The following is a 21,916-nucleotide window of genomic DNA, read 5'->3' as shown; positions in this document are numbered from 1 at the left end:
CATGGTGGGTAATGATAGGGGTTGTAAAGGTTGTTTAGAAACGGTGATGGTGACAGAAGAAGTCATTCAACAGCTGGTAAAAGAAGCAGATGAGGATTTTTCGAAAACTGTTTCTGACGAAATCTATCAAGCTAGATTAAAAGAATGCGAAAGTTGCTCTTCTCTGGTGTATGGAACTACCTGTGTCTATAGCGGATGTATCGTCCGCTACCGGGCAAAATTTAAAAATAAATGCTGCCCGAATACGGAAAAAACAAAGTGGGAAAAGGTTGTTTAACGAAAGGTTGATGCGTGATTATGGAAAAAGGATTTCTTTGAAAAATCCCATATTGCTAAGAAGATCAACGCTGTTACCAAAGAAGACTAAATATTGGCATGAAAGGGAGCTTGGATAATGGCATCCAAGCTCTTTTAAAGAAATAAATGATAAAACAGGGCCCAAATTCATTGGGCTCTCTTTTATATCCTTATATTCAACCATTAACATAAAAAAGGTAGTAGTGGAGTAAGTTTTATACTAAAATTATACTTAAGCATCATAAGAAAGCGCTTATAAGTCATGGAAGGGGTAACAACATTGAAAATAAACATAAAGGAAATCCTAGCAACCATGAGCCCAAAAGAAAGAATGGCCTATATTTGGGACTATTATAAGTTTCATATCATAGGGACCATTGTTGCTATTATCCTATTAATCTCACTAATAACTAGTTTCGATGAGAAAAAAGAAGTTTATCTTAATATGACGATTGTGGGTAATGGAGTTAATTCAGAAGGTGTAGTTCAATTACAAGAACAATTAACAAACAAGCTTGTAATAGACAAAACAAATGAAGAAGTTCTTATCCAAACATTAAACTATGATAAATCAAGTCGGGACCCGGTTTCACTTGCAGGGGTACAAAAATTGGCAGCTGAGATATCTACCGGATCTATTGATTTATTGATAGTTGATAAAGAACTATTTGAGGAATTTTCATCACAGCAATCGTTGCTGGCATTAAATGATGTAACTAGTTTCGATACTATGAATATAAAAAAACAGGAATCATCAAATAATAAAATTTATGGCCTTGACACCTCTGATCTAAATCTTTTGACTTCCTTGGAATTCGATGAAAATATGATATTGTGCATACCAGGAAATACAAAAAATTTGAACAGAATCAACGAATTTTTTACATTAATATCCGAGTAGAATAATGGGAGATCCCTTCAAATTTGGAGGAATCTCCCTTTTATATGTTATAATGAAATAATATTTTTACTTCTAAGGAGAATTGTATGGGTTTTTCTGCAAAGCATGTTGTTTTTATTAGTTTTATGTTATTTTCTATGTTTTTCGGTGCAGGCAATCTTATTTTTCCGCCTTTTCTCGGTCAATCAGCAGGGGACAATCTCTGGCTCGCACTTGCTGGTTTTATTATTTCTGCAGTTGGCCTTCCTATTTTAGGTGTGATCGCTGTTGCTAAAGCAGGAAGTCTAAATGCGTTAAACCTTAGGGTTCACCCAGTTTTCGCCTTACTTTTTCCATTTTTTATTTACATTGCGATTGGACCAGGTTTGGCGATTCCACGTGCGGGAAGTCTTGCTTTTGAAATGGGAGCTGCGCCATTTTTACCAGAAAATTTTGCTGTGAGTCCAATTTCATTATTCGTCTATAGTATCTTGTTTTTTGGGTTAGCCGCTTGGCTATGTATGTATCCTTCAAAACTGATTGATCTTTTTGGGAAATGTTTAACTCCGATATTATTAGCTCTCATTGCAATTATCTTTGTTAAGAGCTTAATCAATCCTATTGGTTCATTTGAATCACCAAAAGGGAATTATCGGGAAAATCCTTTATTTCAAGGGATATTGGAAGGATATTTAACCATGGATGCCTTAGCAGCTCTTGCATTTGGAATTGTGATCGCCAATACATTAGCTGCACAAGGGGTAGTGGATTTCAAAAAAAAATCGCAATATATGATGTATGCAGGTATTGGTGCTGGATTTTTGTTAACTGTGATTTATCTTATTTTAGGGTATTTAGGTGGCGCTAGTTCTTCCTTGGGAGAAGCAGAAAATGGGGCAATTATTCTATCTAATATCATGACGTTCCTGTTTGGGCAAAGCGGAACACTTCTATTAGGGATTGTATTTACTATCGCATGTTTTTGTGTATCGATTGGTTTAATTACATCATGTAGCCAATTTTTCTCAAATGCGATTCCAAAAATCTCATATAAATTATGGGTTATCATCCTAGCTGTTGTAAGTACTGCAATTGCCAATTTAGGATTAACACAAATCCTACAAATTTCTGTACCGATTTTGGGAATGATCTATCCGATTGCTATTGTTCTTATCTGCCTAGGACTTATGGATGACCTGATTAATAAGAACCGATATATTTATATTTCTGTTATTGGATTTGTCGGCGCTTTTAGTATTTTAGACACCATTAACAAAGTGTTTCTTGAAAATCACTTGAGCGGCGTGTTTGATATTTTACCTTTTTATATAGAGGGAATTGGGTGGCTTATCCCTGCAATAGTTGGATTAATTTTCGGGTACATTTTAAGTTGGTTAAAAAGAGATTCACCAGGTACAAAAACAGATCTGTAGTATGGAAATTAAGAATGATAAAAAAGAGTAAAATTGCCTTCCGGTGGAACAATGGACGAGGATTTTCACATATTCTATTGTATCAACAAGTGAGGGTGTTACATTGTGAGAAGGATAAGGCAAGTAGATCCGATGATAGGTCAAGCATGGGCTGGAAGGCATGTTATCCTGCTTCATTGCACGACAAATAATCATTTAATTGAAGTTTATAAAAGCTTTCATGCACCAATTGAACCTCCTCGGCAAAATTGTGCAGAAACATTGTCGCAATTACTAAGTATTGGTTATAAGATACAAGCAATTACAGCCATTTCACCAAATCGAATTCAATATTTTTTGGTCCTTGAATAAAGGCTGAAATCAAACAAAATGGCGCCGATTCGGTGCCTTTAGTTATTAAGCTTAATTTTTTTATTTAGGTAAAAGATACTCCCAGCTAGGGTCAGTACAGAAACAAACTTACTTGAAAGAATTAGGTAGCTGATGGTTTGATTATCAACAGTGATATGAGGAAGTTTAATCAAAGTAATTACGATAAGAATTCCGAAAAGTAGGATAGAATAGGCATGTTTATATGATTTGATAATAATCAAACTGCCACGTTTTTCATCTTTTTCATTTATGAAAATAAAAATCTGATAGGACATAACTAATAGTAACATATACGTTAACAAAATAATTACTAACCCAATACCCACAGTTAGAACCTCCCTTACCCTTAATAAATGTATGTTAAAGATTCAATATCATTCAAATTTTACACCTCATTCATGTTACATAATATAATTATAGCATGGCATTATGTCACATTCAATTTTTTGCCTGAAATGTTAGATGATTTTGGATTTGCTGAATGATGAAATTCCTACTACTTTGATTTCTTTTGATTTTTTTTCCTATATAATGAAGGGAGTTAAAAGTTAGGAAATGGGGTAAAGACAATGAAGCCGAAAATTATTGTTTATAAAAAAGTGGATAAAAAAGTACTAGAACTTATTGAAGAAACCTGCGAAGTTATTTATTTTGAGAAACTTGATTCGCAAAACTATCCTCTGTTTCTTGAAGAGCTGAAGGATGCTTCAGGATTAATCGGATCTGGTTTGAAGGTAGATCATAAATTTTTAGAGCAAGCACCACAGTTGAAAATTGTCTGCAATATTGCTGTTGGTTACGACAATCTAGATTTAACGGCTTTGGCAGAGAGGGGAATCATGGCCACCAATACTCCAGATGTTCTAAATGACACGGTTGCAGATACGATTATGGGATTAATTCTTGCCACGGCTAGAAGAATGCCAGAATTAGATCAATGGGTTAAAACAGGCCAGTGGAAATCCGGACTTGGGGAAAAATGGTTCGGAGTCGATGTCCATCATAAAGTACTAGGAATTATTGGTATGGGAGGAATTGGGTCAGCAGTGGCTAAAAGAGCCCATTATGGCTTTGATATGGAAATTTTATATCATAACCGTTCACGGAATAGTGAGGCAGAACAAAAGTATGGAGCTACATACTGTTCACTCGAGGAATTATTAAAAAAGTCTGATTTTGTGTGCTTAATGACACCTTTAACTCCTGAAACGATAAATTTAATAGGGAAAAGAGAATTCGAGCTCATGAAAGACACTGCAATATTTATTAATGCATCAAGAGGGAAAACCGTGGATGAAGAAGCCTTGATCTATGCACTTCAAAAAGGCCAAATATATGGTGCAGGACTCGATGTCTTTGTTCAAGAACCAGTAAATATGGACAACCCATTGCTTACTATGAGTAATGTTGTTACGCTGCCCCATATTGGCTCTGCAACATATGAAACACGATTTAAAATGGCAATGACAGCAGCAACAAACTTAGTGACCGGGTTACAGGGGGATATTCCGCCTAACTTGATAAATAGAAAATAAGGGAATACATAAAAGAACCTCGCCGTTTTATTTAATGGCGAGGTTCTTTTATACTCGAAGTATTATAAACAGAATTAGCGAGTTTATTAATAAATAGGCTGCATTGTTCACCTATTAACTCCTTATCATTGTCCATGGATGCAACATGAAAAGAATTATATAACGGAACTACTTTTTTTATTCCGGATTGAATCTTAGACATTATAAAATCAGTATTGTCTGGAGTTACTACGTGGTCTTCTTCTGATTTAAATGCCAATACTGGGCAAGTAATAGCTGGAAGTTTATCTCTCGTTTGCTCCATTAAGGCAAATAACTGACGAATGGACCGTACAGGTGCTTTTGTATAAGTAATTTCATGAATATTTTTAGCTTTTATATCAGGTGCTCCTTCAGGAACAAAACGGAGAATTTGTTTATTTTTATACCCTTCCATAGGAGGAATGGAGTTGATTGCAGCATTGATTAACATAATTCCTTTAATATTTTTGAATTTATAAGCTAAATTCAGCGTTAATGTACCACCCATTGATTGTCCGATAATGAAGATTTCACGGCATTGTTGTTGAAGAAAAGAATAACTATCTTCTAAACTTTGAATCCAATCTTGGTAGCTGCACCTCTCCATATCTTCATAATGTGTACCATGTCCTTTTAATCTAACTCCGTAGACGGTGTATCCTTTCGATGCAAGGTATTCACCTAAAAATCTAACACTCTGTGGAGTACCAACAAATCCGTGAGAGATTAAAATTCCAATTTGGTTTCCTTTAAAGAAAAAAGAGTCAGCTCCTTGCAATAACGGGTATTGTTCAACCATGATAAAATAACTCCTCTCATCCACATGTAATTATTATAAAAGCACCTTCTCGCTAGTGAGAGGTGCCTTTTGCTGTCAAATGGGCAATATAATTATTCTGTAATATTAGAATATGCAAATAATTCCGATGTGTCAAGTCGGTTTTATGATTATATAAAATAAGATTGATAACGATATAAAAGGTAAAGTGGCTTCTATAGATGGGCAACTTCATTTTTAATGGGAATTCTTATCCAGTGTGAAGCAAACAATATAGTTAGAACTATTAAGCGATTTTGTGGAGGTAATCAGAATGAGTCGAATAGACAGGCTCAAGATGGGGAATGTGGAGACGAAGCATTTTCAGCAGTTTAACCAGTTATTAAGGTATGTGTTTCAAGTAACAAAAAAGGATTTACAGATGGTAGGGTGGGAAGAACGCGAAATTGCTTTGGCTAAAAAGCCGGTTTTGGATCAGGCGGATGTGTTAGGGTGGTTTGATGGAGAAAAATTGGTATCACAATTAGCTGTTTATCCTTTTAATGTAAATATTTTTGGACGAACATTCGAGATGGGAGGGCTGACAGGTGTTGGAACATATCCAGAATACGCTAATATGGGACTTATGTATAAATTGATGGGGCAAGCACTTGCAGATATGAAGCAGCGAAAACAATCGATTTCCTATTTATTTCCCTATTCTATTCCTTATTATCACCGAAGAGGATGGGAGATTATATCGGATAAGATGACCTTTGAAGTGAAGGACGTCCAGCTGCCAAAGTTAAAGAAAGTCCCTGGATATGTGGAAAGATTGTATATTGAGCACCTAGATGTTAGAACGGTTTATCAACTATTTTCAAGTAAAATGCATGCCGCTATGATTCGAAATGATTTAGCTTGGGATGAGTATTGGCGATGGGATGTAGATGAATTAACAGCAGCTGTGTATTATGATGAGACTCACGAGGCAAATGGATATTTATTGTATTGGATTTCAGAAGATGTGCTTCATATTAAAGAAATGATCTATATAGATCAGGAGGCACGAATTGGTCTATGGAATTTCATAGGTGCTCATTTTTCTATGGTTTCAAAGGTTGTAGGTAATATTTTTATGAATGAACCCTTAGCCTTTTGGCTGGAGGATGGAGATATAAAAGAAACCATCTCTCCTTATTTTATGGCACGGATTGTCGATGCCAAGCAGTTTATTTCACAATTTCCATTTAAAGCAACAGGTACGGAAATACAATTATCGTTTAAACTTGAAGACCCGATGCTGGAGTGGAATCAGGGGATATTTAAGCTGTATGTATCTGCTGATGGTCATGGGGAGTTATTTCAAAGTAAAGATCAACCAGATTTTTCTTTAGATATTCAGACATTAACTACCATGTTACTAAGTTACAAAAGACCGGCCTATTTAGCTTCCATCTCAAGACTGAAAAGTGATGGAAAGACAGTGGAGCTATTAGAAAAAATAATTGAGAGGCAGACACCTTACTTTTCGGATTACTTTTGAGGTGGTCGATGTAGATGGGCTAATATGATTAGCGACTTATTAAACAACGTAACCTTAGAATCCACTGGTGTTCTACAAAAAGGGAATTAATTCACTCTTTGGGTAGAGGTTACTTAGGTTTAGTTCATACATAGCAAAATGACGTGTGAGTTGCACTTGTCATTTTGCTATTAAAGAATGCCAGTTACTTACTTTAGAAAGAGTAAAGTTGACATTTTGAAAAAAGTCCGTATAATATTGTTCTTGTGCTGCATTATTTTATTATTTTTGTGTTCATCTTTTGTTCATAGATTTTTAATACTTAACTGTTAAAATAAATAATAGATTAATAACCACTAAAATGAATTCAATTTAAATAAGAATTATTCGCTTTAAGGAAGGTGCAAAAAATGAATAAATTAACACTTAAGGGTCAGGGTATTTTAAATAAATATATTGGCTTTTTCTTTTTGGCTGTATTCTTCCTTTGGATGAAAACGTATATAGCTCAATTAACTCAATTTAATTTAGGAATTGAAAATCCTTTACAAAAATTCCTATTATTTATTAATCCGTTAGGATCATCTTTATTATTTTTAGGTCTTGCTTTTTTCTTTAAAGGACGGAAGAAATATATTGCGCTGCTCGTGATTGATTTCTTTTTATCATTCCTTTTATTTGCCAATGTTGTGTATTACAGATTCTTTAATGACTTTATAACTTTGCCGACATTAACGCAGACGCAAAACTTTGGAGATGTAAGCGGCAGTGTTGTAACACTATTGAGACCATATGATTTCCTATTTTTTATGGATATCATCCTGTTAATTACCTTACTAGCTTTCCGCTTTGTAAAAATTGAGATTAAAGATATGAACCGTAGAAAAGTAGTAGCGTTATTCTCATTATCATTAGCTATTTCAAGTGTAAATTTAGGACTAGCTGAAACAGACCGCCCTCAATTGTTAACAAGAGGATTTGACCGTAATTATATTGTGAAGTATTTAGGTATGTACAATTATACGATTTATGATGCAGTAAAAAGCACAAAGGCTTCGGCACAAAGAGTTATGGCCAATAGCGACGATATGACAGAAGTCATTAACTATACAAAATCTAACTATGCAGAACCTAACCCAGCATACTTTGGTATTGGAAAAGGGATGAATGTGATTTATTTACATCTTGAATCCATGCAAAACTTTCTTATTGATTACAAGTTGAATGGAGAAGAAGTAACACCGTTTCTAAATTCTTTAACAAAGGATCAAAATACACTTTACTTTGATAACTTCTTCCATCAGACTGCTCAAGGTAAAACGGCAGATGCTGAATTTATTCTTGAGAATTCTTTATATGGAATACCACAAGGTTCAGCTTTTACAACAAAAGGATTAAATACCTATCAAGCAGCACCAGCGATTTTAGGTCAACAGGGCTATACTTCTGCTGTGTTCCACGGAAACTCAGGTAGTTTCTGGAATCGAAATGAAATTTATAAATCTTTTGGATATAATCACTTTTTTGATGAAAATTTCTATAATATGAATCCAGAAGATTTAGCCGAGTATGGGCTTATGGATAAGCCGTTCTTTGAGGAATCCATTCCTATGCTGGAATCATTACCTCAGCCATTTTATACAAAGTTTATTACTGTTTCAAATCACTACCCTTATCCGCTTGCTGAAGAAGAAGCAACGATTGCACCTCATACAACAGGTGACAAATCGGTTGATACGTACTTCCAAACAGCTCGTTATGCGGACGAAGCTTTAAAACAATTCTTTGATTATCTGAAAGAATCAGGGTTATATGATAATTCCATAATAATCATGTACGGTGACCATTATGGAATTTCAAAAAATCATAATAAAGCTATGGAACAAGTACTTGGTAAAGAAATTACAAATTTTGATAGTGCTGGTTTACAACGTGTGCCATTCTTTATCCGTGTACCGGGAATGGAAGGTGGCGTTAACCATGAATATGGCGGACAAATTGATATTCTTCCGACCTTGCTTCACTTGTTAGGAACAGATACAAAAGATTATGTTCAGTTCGGTACAGACCTTTTATCTGAACAGCATGATGATCTTGTTCCTTTCCGTGATGGCAGCTTTATGAGTCCGTCCATATCATTTGTAGATGGCAAGTTTTACGACTCCACAACAGGATTGTTAATTGAAGAAAATAGGATGGAAGAGGCAGTTAATCTCCAGAATATCGTAGAAAATAAATTAGCACTTTCTGATAAAGTAGTTAACGGTGATTTATTACGGTTCTATACACCTGAAAACTTTACACCTATTGACCGAACACAATATAACTACAATCCATCTCAAAATGGTGAAGAAACTGTTGTAAAATAATAAATAAAGATTGGCCGCCTAGGAAAAATTCCTGAGGCGGCTTTTTTAAAGAAAATGTATAAGTTTTTGAACTTAGTTTACTGTCCAGCTCCAGCGCCTTAGCGGCTAGTGTCCTTCGCTCTCCGCCCTACGATAAGTCAACATCGAATCGCCAAACCTGCTCCTGCGCCAAAGCATATTCAAAGTAGCGGATGTTCAGCTCGTCGCAAAGCTACAAAGAAGTAATTCAAGTAGTGGCTTGGCTCTTCGTGTTTCCTTTATCTCGGTTGGAGCGCTCCACAAGGAACGCTCCGGCAGCATAAACTTCGCACGAAGAAAAAGCGTTAGCTTTTTCGAGGAGGCCATACGCCGCTGACCAGGGCGCTTGCGCATTTCATATTTGCACTTAGTGCTAATTTGTTGGAAAATATATGTAGGAAAGATGTTTTTTTTTACGATTCTAAAAAGGAGGGTTCTTAATGAAAGTCTACACTTCTAGAACTGAAGTACCTGGAAACGAAAAATGGAATCTTGCAGACATATATTCTGATCTAACCATGTGGGAGAATGACCTTCAGCTTGTTGAGGAAATAGCAGCCAAGTTAAAGAAATTTGATGGAGCTATACATGATGGTACGAGTCTTTATCAATACTTAATACTAAGAGAAGAATTATCTTATAAATTTAACCATATCTATGCCTACAGTATGTTGAAGGTTGACGAAGATACGAGAGATGCCAAATCACAATCCTTATTAGACCGTGCTAAAGGACTAAGTGTCAAGGTAAGTGCCGCAACTTCCTTTTTCATGCCATATTTATTAGATCTAGATAAGGAAACCTTAAGTAGCTTTATAGAGGAAGAAGAGGGGCTAAAGTATTTTGAGGAAGATCTATTCGAAGCCTTCCGCTACAAAGAACATGTGCTAAGTAAAGAACAGGAAGAAGTGCTATCACAATTAGGGGAAGCTTTGTCAGCACCAAGTACAACTTTTGGAATGATCAATAATGCGGATATTAAGTTTGGCGAAGTTACAAATGACAACGGTGAAAAGCTGCCGTTAACAAGAGGGATGTACTCAAAATTAATTGAGGATGAAGACCGCGAAAAACGCAGGGAAGCCTATAAAGCGTATTATCAGCCATATGTTGAATTAAAGAATTCTATTGCGAGTACACTTTCAGCAGCCATCAAAAATAACGTGACTGTAGCAAGGATTAGAAAATATCCTTCAGCATTAGAAAAAGCACTATTCGGAGATAGGGTGCCAAAGGAAGTATACGAGAACCTGATTAGTGCAACAAAAGAAAATATCGCACCTCTTCACAGATACTCTGAACTACGTAAACATAAGCTTCAGCTAGATGAACTTCGGCAATATGATATGTCGGTTCCATTGGTACATGGTGTGAAACAGATAATTTCATACGAGGAAGCTTATGAAATAATGATAAATGCATTGTCACCACTTGGCGAAGAGTATATATCCATTCTAAAAGAATTTAAAGAGTTAATGTATATTGATGTCCGCGAGACACCAGGCAAACGTTCAGGTGCCTATAATTTGGGGATATACGGAGTACACCCATTTATATTATTAAATCATCAAGATGACTTGGACAGTTTATTTACGCTTGCCCATGAATGTGGCCATGGAGTTCATAGTAAATTAAGCTCACAACATCAGCCGCAGATAACTGCCCGTTATAGCATTTTTGTGGCAGAGGTTGCTTCGACCGTTAATGAGATATTATTAATCAATTATTTGTTGAATAACGAAAAGAATCTCGAGGTTCGAAAGCATTTATTAAATCATTTTATTGATCAATTTAAGGGTACTTTCTTTACCCAAGTCATGTTCGCTGAATTTGAGAAAATTACTCATGGGCTGGCAGAAAAGGGTACACCATTAAACGTTGAGTCATTTAATCAAACCTATGAAGGATTGTTTCGAGAATATAATGGAGATGTAGTGATGTTTGATGATGAAGTGAAATTCGGCTGGTCAAGAATTCCCCACTTTTATCGCCCGTTTTATGTCTACAAATACGCAACTGGATTTGCTTCAGCCATCCACCTAGCAACTAAAATACTCGAAGGGGATGACGAAACATTACAATCATATTTACATTTCTTAAAAAGCGGCTGCAGCGATTATCCGCTTGAATTATTGAAAAAGACAGGTGTAGATTTAACTACCCCTGTACCCATAGAAAATGCTCTCAAAAAGTTTGGAGAACTCGTAGAGGAATTCGCGGCCATATAATTGTAAAAAATGATGTTACGAATCTAAAGCATGACATCATTTTTAACTATCATGTAAAGAGAAAACATAAGAGTAGAGAACAGTGAATTTATAAAAAGGATGCTCTGGTCTTTGGTCGACTAGAGCATTTTATTTGAAGTTCAAAAAGTATTTCCATACCACTTTCTTAATAAATATGTACTAAATTACATGTTTTAATAGATTTAATGGTAAAATTAAAAATGTTAAAATAATCTTATGTCTGTATTGTTGAATGGTAATAATAACCTAGTCTACTTATTGTAGTTGCTGATTAGTTCAGTGGGTTGTATACATAATCTTTTGATAAGGTGTGGTTTTGTGGCAGAATTAGTAAATGGAAAGATACAACATCGAAAACTTTCACTAAGTAAGAAAATCTTTCGAGGATTCTCTATTACTTTAGGGGCCGTATTAATGGCTACCGGATTGGAAATATTTTTAGTCCCAAACAAAGTAATTGACGGAGGCATTACAGGTATATCGATTATGCTCTCTCATTTAACCGGTTTAGAGCTTGGTATCTTCCTCTTCCTTTTAAACCTTCCTTTTGTTTACTTGGGTTATAAACAGATGGGTAAAACATTTGCTATTTCTACTATTTATGGAATTATTGTTTTATCTGTTTTTACTTCCCTCTTTCATCCAATACCTGCTTTTACCGATGATATCCTTCTTGCAACGATTTTTGGCGGGATGATCTTGGGAATAGGCGTCGGAGTTGTCATCCGTAGTGGTGGTGCATTGGATGGAACAGAAATACTATCACTGGTGATTACCAAAAAAGTTCCATTTTCTGTAGGTCAAATTATCATGTTTATCAATCTCTTTATTTTAGGTGCTGCAGGATTTGTTTTTAGCTGGGATCGGGCCATGTACTCCTTGTTAGCTTATGTAATCGCTGCGAAAGCAATTGATACTGTTGTTGATGGCTTCGAAGAATCCAAATCGGTCTGGATTATTAGTGATGAAGCAGAAGAAATAGGCAATGCCGTCAATGCCCGCTTAGGTCGTGGTGTTACATATCTTAAAGGTCAAGGAGCTTATACCGGAGACGATAAAAAGGTTATTTTTAGTATCATCACTCGACTAGAGGAATCGAAACTGACGACAATTGTTGAGGAAATAGATCCTTCTGCCTTTTTAGCAATCGCAGATATATCCGAAGTTCGAGGCGGTCGTTTTAAGAAACGGGACATTCATTGATCCATTTCCATGGAACAGAATTTTGAAGGGATAGTAGCTTTAAGAATAAACCTGTCTATTGGAGATGGGTTTATTTGTTTTATTAAGATACTAAACACTTTAAAAACAATCTAGGCATGTTATTATTAGAAGGGTATCTAATGATGTTATTTTATCAAGTTAGTACCAGTAAAGTTGAATGATTTTAGAAAAGGGGATTCTAATGGCAGCTGAAAAAAGAATTGAGAAGGATTTCTTAGGACAGAAGGAGATTCCGGTTGAAGCCTATTATGGGATACAAACAATAAGAGCAGTAGAGAATTTTCCGATTACCGGATATCGTATTCATGATTCATTAATTAAAGCTTTGGCAATGGTAAAAAAAGCAGCAGCTATTGCTAATATGAATACCACTCGATTATATAAAGATCTTGCTAATGTCATTATTACCGCGGCAGATGAGATCATTGATGGAAAGTGGAATGATCAATTTATCGTTGACCCCATTCAAGGTGGGGCAGGAACCTCTATGAACATGAATGTCAATGAAGTAATTGCGAACCGTGGTCTTGAAATGCTTGGTCACCCAAAAGGCGATTACTTCCATTTAAGTCCAAACACTCATGTAAATATGTCCCAATCGACGAATGATGTGTTCCCAACAGCTATACATATTGCAACGCTCACTCTTTTAGAAAAATTATTAGTAACCATGGAAGAAATGCAAAAGATGTTTAAACAAAAAGCAGATCAGTTTGAAAAAGTAATTAAGATGGGGCGGACTCATCTTCAAGATGCAGTACCTATTCGGCTTGGACAAGAATTTGAAGCATACTCAAGGGTCCTGACGCGTGATATTAATCGAATAAAGCATACAAGAGAGCATTTATTAGAAGTAAATATGGGTGCTACAGCTGTGGGAACTGGTTTAAATGCCGACCCTAAATATATTAAAGATGTAGTAAAACAACTTGCTGAAATCAGCGGATTTCCACTTGTAAATGCTGAGCACCTAGTGGATGCCACTCAAAATACGGATGCGTATACTGAAGTTTCCGCTGCATTGAAGGTTTGTATGATGAATATGTCGAAAATAGCGAACGACCTGCGCTTAATGGCTTCTGGTCCTCGTGCTGGTCTCGGTGAAATCCGTCTTCCTGCTCGTCAGCCAGGTTCTTCGATCATGCCTGGAAAAGTAAATCCAGTTATGCCAGAGCTTATTAATCAAATTGCCTTCCAGGTAATTGGAAATGATCATACCATTTGTCTTGCTTCTGAAGCTGGTCAACTAGAATTAAATGTGATGGAGCCTGTTTTAGTCTTTAATTTGCTTCAGTCCATTAGTATTATGAATAACGGGTTCCGTGTCTTTACTGATCATTGTTTGGCTGGCATTGAGGCAAACGAAGAACGCTTAAAAGAATATGTAGATAAAAGTGTTGGAATTATTACAGCAGTAAATCCGCATCTTGGATACGAGGTTGCTGCAAGAATTGCCAGAGAGGCAACCTTAACTGGAAAATCCGTTCGTGAATTATGTTTACAGTACGATGTATTAACAGAAGAGGAATTAGACATTATCTTGAATGTATATGAAATGACCGAGCCAGGAATTGCAGGAGAAGAACTTCTCGACAAAGATTAGGTGATTTCAGGTTTTAAAACTAGCGAACAGTCTCCAGCTGTTCGCTAGTTTTTTAATTCACCGAAACAGAATGAAATTCTTTAAATGAATTTCGAATAATATCTCCATCACTTTAATTGTTCGACAAAACGTTAGAAAGGGTGCCTAAGTAAAAGGGCACCCTTTTTTAAAACCAATAGAAAAGTCCGCTAGCGGTTTTCGTTATAGATTATTTATCATTTTTTTTATCAGCTTTTTTATCGCTTAATCCCCTGTATAATTGCGTGTACATACTGCCTTCTTTGATGTTTTCAAGAAAAAAGGGACCTATAAGTTCTAAATATTCCTCATCGTCAAAAAGCCTTTTGTTTTCTAACTCCATTTCTCCTAAACCATCGTATGATGTAAACAGCGCATAAGTATGATCTTCGCCTGAAATAGGGGTTAGTATCTCAACATGATGGTTGTAATTTTCATTCCTAAATTTTTTTATTTCTCTTAAGTTGTCGATCGCTTCTTTAAATTTATCCTGTTTAATAATAAACGTCTGATGAACAAATACAGACATTATTAGCACCCCCAGAGTTATATAAAGCATACATATCTTTATAAATCCCCAGAAGACTGTTATATATTCTAGATACTAAAACTTAAAGAAGAGTAATATTTGCTTTGCTACAGTTTTCAATAGTTTCATCATTCCATACCGAAACTTGAACTTCACCAATATGAACTTTTTTAAGAAAAAACATACATATTCTTGATTGTCCAATACCTCCGCCAATTGTATACGGAAGCTCAGAATTGAGAATGGCTTGATGGTATTCTAAGGCGGACCTTTCCACTTTTTTTGAATGTGTTAATTGCTTCAATAAGGCAACTTCGTCTACCCGAATTCCCATCGAGGATACCTCAATGGATTGATCCAAAGAAGGATAATAGAAAATGATATCACCATTTAATGTCCAATCATCATAATCGGGTGAGCGACCATCATGCCTTTCACCAGAGAGTAACTCCCAACCAATTTGCATAATGAACACTGCACCATATTTTTTAGCAATTTTATCTTCTCTTTGCTTTGATGAATCATCTGGATATAAGGTCTCAAGTTCTTGACTAGTTATAAAATGAATGGTATCAGGCAGGACTGGTTCCAATGTTGGATAGAGCTCGAATAAATGATTTTCTGTGTCTTTAAAAACTTGATAAATTTTTTGAACCTCGGATACTAAAGTACCTTCATTCCTCTGTTCTTTTGAAATGATTTTTTCCCAATCCCACTGATCTACATAGATTGAATGCAAGTGATCAAGAACTTCATCTCTTCTTATCGCATTCATATCTGTGTAAAGTCCTTCCCCAAGTGCAAAACCATATCTTGCTAATGCCATCCTTTTCCATTTTGCCAAAGATTGAACGATTTCAATATTGGCGTTCTTAATATCCAACGCCTCAAAGGAAACCATTCTTTCTACACCGTTTAGGTCATCATTTAAGCCTTTTCCAGATTTTAAAAGGATTGGAGCGGACACTCGCGTTAAATTTAACTTCTCCGCTAAGGAATTTTCAAAGTAATCTTTCGTTTGTTTTATTGCAACTTCTGTTTGTAATAGGTTTAATTTGGAAAGGTAACTCGTTTTTGTTGATAGTGAATTCAGCATATAATCAAAAACCCTCCAGTTAAATACTTAATAATAAAGTTTGTTTATTTATACAATCATTCGTATTCAAAAAGAATATTCTGAAATTATAGCAAAATTACGATTACCTTTCTACATTTTTGTGAAAAAAAAATCCCTTCACCAGAAAATAGATGAAGGGATATATTTATTATTTCATTTGTTCCCAATCAGAGTATACCCCGCTACCTTGACAGCCTGGACAGTCAACTGAATTATAATAGGCAAATTCATTATAGGGATAAACCGTAAAACCTCTCCCATAGCAATCAGGGCATTTGTTTTGGTTCTTCATGTGTGATACATGATTTTGGTATCTTGTTTCTCTCCACTGGTTAAAGGAGTTTATTAATCCCAATATTTTCACCTCATTCTTTTTTTATTTATTATGATGAAAAACTGGAAGATTTATGCAGATGAATGATTTTTTGCAGGATTAGCAAAATAAATGCAAGAGGTGATTGTGATGAGTAAATGGAATGAGCAGGCTGCACCGAATAATAATATACCGCCAAGAACTATCAAGCCATATGAAGGACTCGACCAACTAAGTGAACATGAGTTTTCAGAGGAATTATCAGATGGCGGGGAACGTGACGAATTTATTCAAAATCAGAAAAAAGTAAAGAAATAGTCGATAGTGGTGGCGAGATTAAAAATCGTCACTTTTTTTATTTTACAAATACGTGAGCATAGTGTAGAATTTCTATGTACCTAATAATTCTAGGTAGGTGAGAAAATGTTTAATCGTGAATTGGTAAAAGGAAGCACATCATTAATCTTACTCCAATTATTAAATGAAAGAGATATGTACGGTTACGAGTTGGTTAAAGAATTAGAGCAGCGCAGCGATAAGGGCTTAAGTGTGAAAGAGGGAACACTATACCCCGCCTTGCATAAGCTTGAAAAGCAAGAGTATATTGAATTCTATTGGCAGGAGCAGGAGAAGGGTCCGGCACGCAAGTATTACAAAATTACTGAAGCCGGTAATGAAGTACTAAATGAAAAAACCCGTGAGTGGCAGGATTTTGTAAAGGTGATGAACAAGGTTATAGGGAGATCAAAGCATGGAACGGCCGAAGAATAAATTTTTAGCAGAACTGGATAATGGGCTTGGAAATCACCAAGATAAGAAAAGTATTCTAATGGAGTATGAAGCACATATTGATGAAATTCTTATTGAATCATATGATTGTAAAGATGAGAAAGAAATGACAGAACGCATTAGATTAAGATTGGGGGCTCCAGAGGAAATTGTAGCAATCTGGAAACAGGAGCTCTCTGTGACTCCAAGTAATATGAAGTGGCTTTTTATCATTATGAATATTCTTTTTTTTGGGGGAGGAAGCTTATTAACTTATTTCCATAATGTCTTTCAATGGAAGTGGCTTACAGTTATTTGGAGCCATTTAACAGCTATCCCTACCTTGATTGCCTTTATCTATATGTTTTTTTGGGCGTTACTAGGTTATGAAATTGGAAAAGGTTTTGGACACGGTGGAAGGAGACTTCTAAATAAGACTTTTTTACTTTCGCTTATTCCAAATTTATTGTTAATGATCCTAACCGTTTTTGAAATTATACCTCATTCTTGGTTCGAACCATTATTAACGAGAACGTTTATACTTGCTTGTATCCTTTTTACCATGCTCTTATATCCAATTAGTTGGCTTGGATTTAGATGGGGTAAGAAGGCATCGATATGAGCAGCTTTTTTTACCTATATACATAGAAATTCTATGTATATAGAAATTCTATGTGAAAGAGGGATTGTCATGGAAATGAAAATAGGAAAGTCTGATTGGATATTTTTAATGTTATGCATGTTGTTAGGAATCGTTGCGGAGGAAGCCTTTTTTCGAGCAGAAATCGGCATTTCCTACCTTTTGTTTGTTACTGCTTTTTACGCTTTATTTTTTTTCCGCTATCGTGGATTTTCTTTTTCTCATCAGCGATTCGGTTATCTACTTCTCATCTGCATTTGGATCTTAGCAGCCAGCTATTTTTTGAACGATAATCAATTCTTTTTTGCTTTGAATATTCTTGTGATCCCAGCTCTTGTATTCTTTCATCTTGTGGCCATTACCAGTCAAAAAAGTATTCGCTGGAACAAGCCAGTGTTTATCACTTATATGTTCACGAGATTAGCCGCTGCGTTAAAGTATAATTTTATCTTTACATCTAAGGTGGGGAAGTTTCTAAGGCAGGGAATGGATGAAAGTAAACTTCAGGTATGGAAAAAAATATCAATTGGAATATTAATTTCGGTTCCTGTGTTATTTGTGGTTTTAGGATTACTTATATCGGCAGATGCACAATTTGAACGAATAATAGGGGGAATTCCCCAGTGGCTTCAGTTAATTAATGGGGAAGTAGTATTTAGAATCGTTGTTGTTTTGTTTTATACGTTTGCCTTTTTTGGTCTCATGCAGACTCTTTTGAAAAAACAATTAAATGCAATTATTAGTGATGGTGATAAACAGACATTTAAATTGGATTCGATCATTACCATCACTGTCCTGGTGCTAATAAATGCCGTCTATGTCCTTTTTACCATTGTCCAATTTAAATACTTTTTCAGCGGGTCACTGCAGGGAGAGTTGACGTATGCTGAATATGCTAGAAAAGGTTTTTTTGAACTTTTATTTGTAACATTAATCAATCTTTCGATCACTATTATCGTCTTAACCTTTGTGGATAGGAATTTGGGTTTTATAAAAAGATTTATTCAGTTCCTGCTAACTGCTCTTGTGCTTTCGAGTGCTGTGTTATTAAGTTCTGCTTTTATGCGGTTAAGCATGTATGAGGATGCGTATGGGTTTTCTTTTATTAGAATCATGGCACACTCGTTTATGATTTTTCTGGTCGTCATATTCATGTATACATTTATTAAAATATGGATTGAAAAATTGTCATTGTTCCATTTTTATTTTATAAGTTCATTACTTTACTACACTTTAATGAATGTAATTGATGTAGAGAAAATGATTGTGTCTAAGAATATAGACCGTTATGAACAAACAGGAAAAATCGATATTCATTATCTCAACAGCTTATCGTACACCGGTGTACTTGGCTTAATTGATTTATATGAAGATAATGCTCAGCTTCCCGGATTAAAGAATATTTTATTAGAGCGAAAAAACGCAGCTAACTTTGATTCCATTCCATGGCAGTCCTATAACTTGAAACGAGTTCAAGCCAATCAGGAATTAAGCAAGCTACAATTGGAATAGTTCAAAAAGTATGCAGGTGAAATTGAAGCATGATCGAAGTGCATATTAAAAAGGCAAGATCTGTATAGATCTTGCCTACACTTCAATTAGTTGGTTAATCCCCATTGAACATATCAAAAATTCCTCTAGCGATGCTGCCTTCATCTTTCCCGCCACCTCGGTGTGGTGCTGCAGCAAAGACTCTACTTGCAAGTCTGCTAAATGGAAGGGACTGAATCCAAACGGAACCAGGGCCTCTTAGTGTAGCAAAAAACAAGCCTTCGCCGCCAAATAGGGCTGTTTTTACTCCCTTTACGAATTCAATATCATAATCTACTCCACTAGTTATGGCCACCAAACAGCCAGTATCAACTCTTAATGTTTGACCAGGTAACAGTTCTTTTTTTGTAATCGTCCCGCCTGCGTGAACAAAAGCAAGTCCATCACCTTCTAGCTTTTGCATAATGAATCCTTCGCTTATGCTATCTTAAAATATGTCCACACTTACAAACCAAGTAAAACATTGAGTTTATTTAATAAAGTGAGTTGGACACTATTTCTAAGAAAAATAAGAAAGGAAAGGAATATATGTTCGTAAAAACAAAATAAAACACTAAATTTTAAACGTTTTAATGGACACTTTCACTCTTTTTTGTTTGTTCAAACTAAGGGTATTTATTCACAGCAATTAGATTACTTAAGCTAAATTGAGAAGGGTTCTAAATCGGTCTTTTATATTTTTTTAAACATACAGGGCGTTTGTTCCTATTTAATAAATTAAGAATGTGATCACCAAAAGTGTAGCGAATGGATAATTGCCGGAACAAAATTTGTTGCGGGAAATAGTCCTTTCGGGTAACGGGTTCTGTTTTCGAGTACAAAAAGTCTTATAACACATAAATTAGCAGTCGAATTCGCATATGAATTTGACTGCTAATTTATGTTGATATAATGGGATAATTAGTGTAATTATAAGTAATTAGCACCCTAATTAGCACCTCTTTTAGTTAGGTGACAGGAGTTTGTGTATCTTTGCTAATCCATATGTTAAAACAGTTTCAAATGTTTTACTGATTTTCTTATTCATTAAATGGATATTTCCGTTAGGCTGTTTTCTAAAAGATTGTTGCTTTTGTATAATCCTTTAAGTCTTGACTACCTGTTAAAAATATATTACAATTAGTTAAAAATACATTACAATTAAATTGGATTAGGAATGGTTGGTGAACAAATGTAATGAATAAAAACGGTGAACTATTTAACAACCTTCCCGTTCTTAGGGCTGAAAAGAAGTTGTCACAACAAGAATTGGCTAATCAAGTTGGAGTTAGCAGACAAACCATTGCATCCATAGAGGCAAACCGTTATAACCCTTCTTTGATTTTGGCGTTTGAAATCTCCCTTGTTTTTGGTAAAGAGATTCACGAAGTTTTTCAGTATAAATTGTAAAATAGGAGGTGTCTTTAATGCTTAACTTAATTGGTTCTGTTGTTTCATTTTTGGGACTTGTTACTTTCATTTTTGTTATTCGTTTTATGAAACAAGAAGGAAAAGACGAAAGAGGTGATAAAATCTTAGGAAGGGCGGGAATGGTTGGATTTGTCTCCTTCTTGCTTGGATACAATATAATCTTCCTCGTCAATGCTCTTAACGCATTAAATGGAATTCAATATACCTTTGCTTTAACCTGCCTTCTTGCTCTCGTTCTTATTTCTTATAGTGGCACAATTTTCTTTCTAAGAAAGAAATACTAATCAGTAAAACTGAGTAATCCATAATTCGACCTCTCAATGAGGTCTTTTTTATGATTATGCACTTCTATACATTTCAACCGTTGCGTAATTGGATTTTTGACACGCTGAAATAAGCATTTGTTCTACCCGTTTATCGAATGCCAAGTTTTTACCAAGTTCAAGCCAACGAAACCAGAAGAGGTAGTTATCGAGATATTTCGTTGCCACGCCTTGAAAACGTTCCATCCAAGTTTTTAAGCGACTATGAAAATTATTAACGTGTTGAATGTGGTATATCCCTTTCTTTACACGTTGTTTCTGTCGCTCATAGACCGTTTCGTGCTGTAATCCTTTGATTTTGGCGAATTTCTTATAATTCGTTGCTGTATCTGTACATAACAAAGCAGACGGGTGAATATACTCACCTATCACAGTGTCAATTTCTTCGGCTTTAACACGACCTGTTCCTGCTTTCCGAGCAATCACACTACCGTTACGGTCTTGTGCAACCACAACAGCAATTTTAAGGTTAGAAATCCCTCTCTTTACGTCTTTTTCTCCACGTTTCTTGGCTTTCCTATGAGTGATTTCACGACCTTTCATAGACTCACGAAAGAAGGTTTCGTCACTTTCAACTATTCCTTGAAGTTGATTAAAGCCAAGACTACCTAATGCGTTCAAGATTTTATGCCTCCAATAGAATGCAGTAGAGATATGAATTTTTAACCATTCAGCGATTTTTGGTAGTGTATATCCCTCTACCATTAGTTCAATGTACCTCACCCATTTTTCAGGATAGCGTGAGCCAGAAAAGGGCGTGTTGGTCATATCATTGAAGGATTTTCCGCAATCATTACATAGATAGCGTTGTCTTGAACGATATTTACCGTTTCGTTTAACCGATGTGCTTCCGCAATGAACACAACCCAAACCAGAAGCAAATCGGGCTTCACGAATGCTTTTGAGTAGTTTAGTAATTTTATCTGGTTCGTCTGGAAACAAGGATATACTCAACAAATTACAA

20 protein-coding genes and 2 pseudogenes are annotated in these 21,916 nt (G+C 35.5%); 16 read left to right on the top strand and 6 right to left on the bottom strand.

Annotated features, from left to right (window positions below; genetic code table 11):
- Position 1 precedes the first annotated feature (1 nt).
- The 4 genes from BLR86_RS07665 to BLR86_RS07650 all read left to right on the top strand — a co-directional run bounded on the left by BLR86_RS07665 (position 2) and on the right by BLR86_RS07650 (position 2,961).
- Positions 2–277 carry a DUF6171 family protein gene (locus BLR86_RS07665; protein WP_090759965.1) on the top strand — a complete coding sequence of 92 codons (276 nt, stop codon included), beginning with the start codon at positions 2–4 and terminating at the stop codon, positions 275–277.
- 300 nt (positions 278–577) lie between these two features.
- Positions 578–1,198 (top strand): hypothetical protein, encoded by a 621-nt coding sequence (locus BLR86_RS07660; protein WP_090759963.1) that lies wholly within the window; start codon positions 578–580, stop codon positions 1,196–1,198.
- 86 nt (positions 1,199–1,284) lie between these two features.
- Positions 1,285–2,610, top strand: a complete 1,326-nt coding sequence (brnQ, locus tag BLR86_RS07655; RefSeq protein ID WP_090759960.1) for a branched-chain amino acid transport system II carrier protein — start codon at positions 1,285–1,287, stop codon at positions 2,608–2,610.
- A gap of 105 nt (positions 2,611–2,715) precedes the next feature.
- A complete protein-coding gene (locus BLR86_RS07650) occupies positions 2,716–2,961 on the top strand; it encodes a hypothetical protein (protein WP_254782261.1) in 246 nt (81 codons plus the stop codon).
- Positions 2,962–2,999: 38 nt separating this feature from the next.
- Here BLR86_RS07650 and BLR86_RS07645 read toward each other — a convergent pair whose 3' ends face one another.
- Entirely contained in the window at positions 3,000–3,308 is a 309-nt protein-coding gene (locus BLR86_RS07645) for a hypothetical protein (protein ID WP_090759958.1), read from the bottom strand.
- A 243-nt stretch (positions 3,309–3,551) separates the two neighbouring features.
- Here BLR86_RS07645 and BLR86_RS07640 point away from each other — a divergent pair, with 243 nt between their 5' ends.
- Entirely contained in the window at positions 3,552–4,517 is a 966-nt protein-coding gene (locus tag BLR86_RS07640) for a 2-hydroxyacid dehydrogenase (RefSeq protein ID WP_090759956.1), read from the top strand.
- Positions 4,518–4,548: 31 nt separating this feature from the next.
- Here the strand turns inward: BLR86_RS07640 and BLR86_RS07635 are convergent, their stop codons facing one another.
- Positions 4,549–5,337, bottom strand: a complete 789-nt coding sequence (locus BLR86_RS07635; RefSeq protein WP_090759954.1) for an alpha/beta hydrolase — start codon at positions 5,335–5,337, stop codon at positions 4,549–4,551.
- Positions 5,338–5,629: 292 nt separating this feature from the next.
- Here BLR86_RS07635 and BLR86_RS07630 point away from each other — a divergent pair, with 292 nt between their 5' ends.
- The 5 genes from BLR86_RS07630 to aspA all read left to right on the top strand — a co-directional run bounded on the left by BLR86_RS07630 (position 5,630) and on the right by aspA (position 14,283).
- Positions 5,630–6,841, top strand: coding sequence for a GNAT family N-acetyltransferase (locus tag BLR86_RS07630; protein ID WP_090759952.1), 1,212 nt, complete (start codon positions 5,630–5,632; stop codon positions 6,839–6,841).
- 389 nt (positions 6,842–7,230) lie between these two features.
- Positions 7,231–9,189, top strand: a complete 1,959-nt coding sequence (locus BLR86_RS07625; RefSeq protein ID WP_090759949.1) for a lipoteichoic acid synthase — start codon at positions 7,231–7,233, stop codon at positions 9,187–9,189.
- 458 nt (positions 9,190–9,647) lie between these two features.
- On the top strand, positions 9,648–11,435 hold the full coding sequence (gene pepF, locus BLR86_RS07620) for an oligoendopeptidase F (RefSeq protein ID WP_090759947.1): 1,788 nt from the start codon (positions 9,648–9,650) through the stop codon (positions 11,433–11,435).
- 339 nt (positions 11,436–11,774) lie between these two features.
- On the top strand, positions 11,775–12,659 hold the full coding sequence (locus BLR86_RS07615) for a YitT family protein (protein WP_090759945.1): 885 nt from the start codon (positions 11,775–11,777) through the stop codon (positions 12,657–12,659).
- Between the two features lie 178 nt (positions 12,660–12,837).
- Entirely contained in the window at positions 12,838–14,283 is a 1,446-nt protein-coding gene (aspA, locus tag BLR86_RS07610) for an aspartate ammonia-lyase (protein ID WP_090759943.1), read from the top strand.
- Positions 14,284–14,491: 208 nt separating this feature from the next.
- Here aspA and BLR86_RS07605 read toward each other — a convergent pair whose 3' ends face one another.
- Both BLR86_RS07605 and asnA read right to left on the bottom strand, forming a co-directional pair.
- Positions 14,492–14,830, bottom strand: a complete 339-nt coding sequence (locus tag BLR86_RS07605) for a hypothetical protein (protein WP_090759941.1) — start codon at positions 14,828–14,830, stop codon at positions 14,492–14,494.
- Positions 14,831–14,912: 82 nt separating this feature from the next.
- A complete protein-coding gene (gene asnA, locus BLR86_RS07600) occupies positions 14,913–15,926 on the bottom strand; it encodes an aspartate--ammonia ligase (protein ID WP_090759939.1) in 1,014 nt (337 codons plus the stop codon).
- 484 nt (positions 15,927–16,410) lie between these two features.
- On the opposite strand from asnA, the gene BLR86_RS25965 reads away from it, so the two are divergent.
- From BLR86_RS25965 to BLR86_RS07580, 4 genes are all read left to right on the top strand, one after another.
- On the top strand, positions 16,411–16,578 hold the full coding sequence (locus BLR86_RS25965; protein WP_175492820.1) for a hypothetical protein: 168 nt from the start codon (positions 16,411–16,413) through the stop codon (positions 16,576–16,578).
- Positions 16,579–16,683: 105 nt separating this feature from the next.
- Complete coding sequence (locus BLR86_RS07590; RefSeq protein WP_090759936.1) at positions 16,684–17,031, top strand: PadR family transcriptional regulator; 348 nt, start codon at positions 16,684–16,686, stop codon at positions 17,029–17,031.
- Positions 17,012–17,650 carry an HAAS signaling domain-containing protein gene (locus BLR86_RS07585; RefSeq protein ID WP_090759933.1) on the top strand — a complete coding sequence of 213 codons (639 nt, stop codon included), beginning with the start codon at positions 17,012–17,014 and terminating at the stop codon, positions 17,648–17,650. The genes BLR86_RS07590 and BLR86_RS07585 overlap by 20 nt, the downstream gene beginning before the upstream one ends.
- Before the next feature lie 69 nt (positions 17,651–17,719).
- Positions 17,720–19,180 (top strand): DUF4153 domain-containing protein, encoded by a 1,461-nt coding sequence (locus BLR86_RS07580; RefSeq protein WP_090759931.1) that lies wholly within the window; start codon positions 17,720–17,722, stop codon positions 19,178–19,180.
- Between the two features lie 94 nt (positions 19,181–19,274).
- Here BLR86_RS07580 and BLR86_RS07575 read toward each other — a convergent pair.
- Positions 19,275–19,634: pseudogene (locus BLR86_RS07575) on the bottom strand (AIM24 family protein); the annotation flags it as partial.
- Positions 19,635–20,395: 761 nt separating this feature from the next.
- Here BLR86_RS07575 and BLR86_RS07570 point away from each other — a divergent pair.
- Both BLR86_RS07570 and BLR86_RS07565 read left to right on the top strand, forming a co-directional pair.
- Complete coding sequence (locus BLR86_RS07570; protein WP_090759929.1) at positions 20,396–20,608, top strand: helix-turn-helix transcriptional regulator; 213 nt, start codon at positions 20,396–20,398, stop codon at positions 20,606–20,608.
- Between the two features lie 17 nt (positions 20,609–20,625).
- On the top strand, positions 20,626–20,913 hold the full coding sequence (locus BLR86_RS07565; RefSeq protein ID WP_090759927.1) for a hypothetical protein: 288 nt from the start codon (positions 20,626–20,628) through the stop codon (positions 20,911–20,913).
- A 54-nt stretch (positions 20,914–20,967) separates the two neighbouring features.
- Here BLR86_RS07565 and BLR86_RS07560 read toward each other — a convergent pair.
- Positions 20,968–21,855, bottom strand: a pseudogene (locus BLR86_RS07560) (IS1595 family transposase); the annotation flags it as partial.
- Positions 21,856–21,916 lie beyond the last annotated feature (61 nt).

Source organism: Bacillus sp. OK048 (assembly GCF_900103525.1).
In the GTDB taxonomy this organism is placed as follows: Bacteria; Bacillota; Bacilli; order Bacillales; family Cytobacillaceae; genus Neobacillus.
Note: the sequence above shows the minus strand (reverse complement) of the source record. Positions and strands in the feature narration are given on the sequence as shown.

What these genes read in the sequence shown, in the direction of transcription:
- BLR86_RS25965 (WP_175492820.1), top strand. Translation starts at nt 16,411, where the DNA reads ATGAGTAAATGGAATGAGCAGGCTGCACCGAATAATAATATACCGCCA.
- BLR86_RS07625 (WP_090759949.1), top strand. Translation starts at nt 7,231, where the DNA reads ATGAATAAATTAACACTTAAGGGTCAGGGTATTTTAAATAAATATATT.
- BLR86_RS07565 (WP_090759927.1), top strand. Translation starts at nt 20,626, where the DNA reads ATGCTTAACTTAATTGGTTCTGTTGTTTCATTTTTGGGACTTGTTACT.
- BLR86_RS07640 (WP_090759956.1), top strand. Translation starts at nt 3,552, where the DNA reads ATGAAGCCGAAAATTATTGTTTATAAAAAAGTGGATAAAAAAGTACTA.
- BLR86_RS07605 (WP_090759941.1), bottom strand. Translation starts at nt 14,830, where the DNA reads ATGTCTGTATTTGTTCATCAGACGTTTATTATTAAACAGGATAAATTT.
- aspA (WP_090759943.1), top strand. Translation starts at nt 12,838, where the DNA reads ATGATTTTAGAAAAGGGGATTCTAATGGCAGCTGAAAAAAGAATTGAG.
- BLR86_RS07570 (WP_090759929.1), top strand. Translation starts at nt 20,396, where the DNA reads ATGAATAAAAACGGTGAACTATTTAACAACCTTCCCGTTCTTAGGGCT.
- brnQ (WP_090759960.1), top strand. Translation starts at nt 1,285, where the DNA reads ATGGGTTTTTCTGCAAAGCATGTTGTTTTTATTAGTTTTATGTTATTT.
- BLR86_RS07590 (WP_090759936.1), top strand. Translation starts at nt 16,684, where the DNA reads ATGTTTAATCGTGAATTGGTAAAAGGAAGCACATCATTAATCTTACTC.
- BLR86_RS07630 (WP_090759952.1), top strand. Translation starts at nt 5,630, where the DNA reads ATGAGTCGAATAGACAGGCTCAAGATGGGGAATGTGGAGACGAAGCAT.
- BLR86_RS07665 (WP_090759965.1), top strand. Translation starts at nt 2, where the DNA reads ATGGTGGGTAATGATAGGGGTTGTAAAGGTTGTTTAGAAACGGTGATG.
- BLR86_RS07635 (WP_090759954.1), bottom strand. Translation starts at nt 5,337, where the DNA reads ATGGTTGAACAATACCCGTTATTGCAAGGAGCTGACTCTTTTTTCTTT.
- asnA (WP_090759939.1), bottom strand. Translation starts at nt 15,926, where the DNA reads ATGCTGAATTCACTATCAACAAAAACGAGTTACCTTTCCAAATTAAAC.
- BLR86_RS07585 (WP_090759933.1), top strand. Translation starts at nt 17,012, where the DNA reads ATGGAACGGCCGAAGAATAAATTTTTAGCAGAACTGGATAATGGGCTT.
- pepF (WP_090759947.1), top strand. Translation starts at nt 9,648, where the DNA reads ATGAAAGTCTACACTTCTAGAACTGAAGTACCTGGAAACGAAAAATGG.
- BLR86_RS07580 (WP_090759931.1), top strand. Translation starts at nt 17,720, where the DNA reads ATGGAAATGAAAATAGGAAAGTCTGATTGGATATTTTTAATGTTATGC.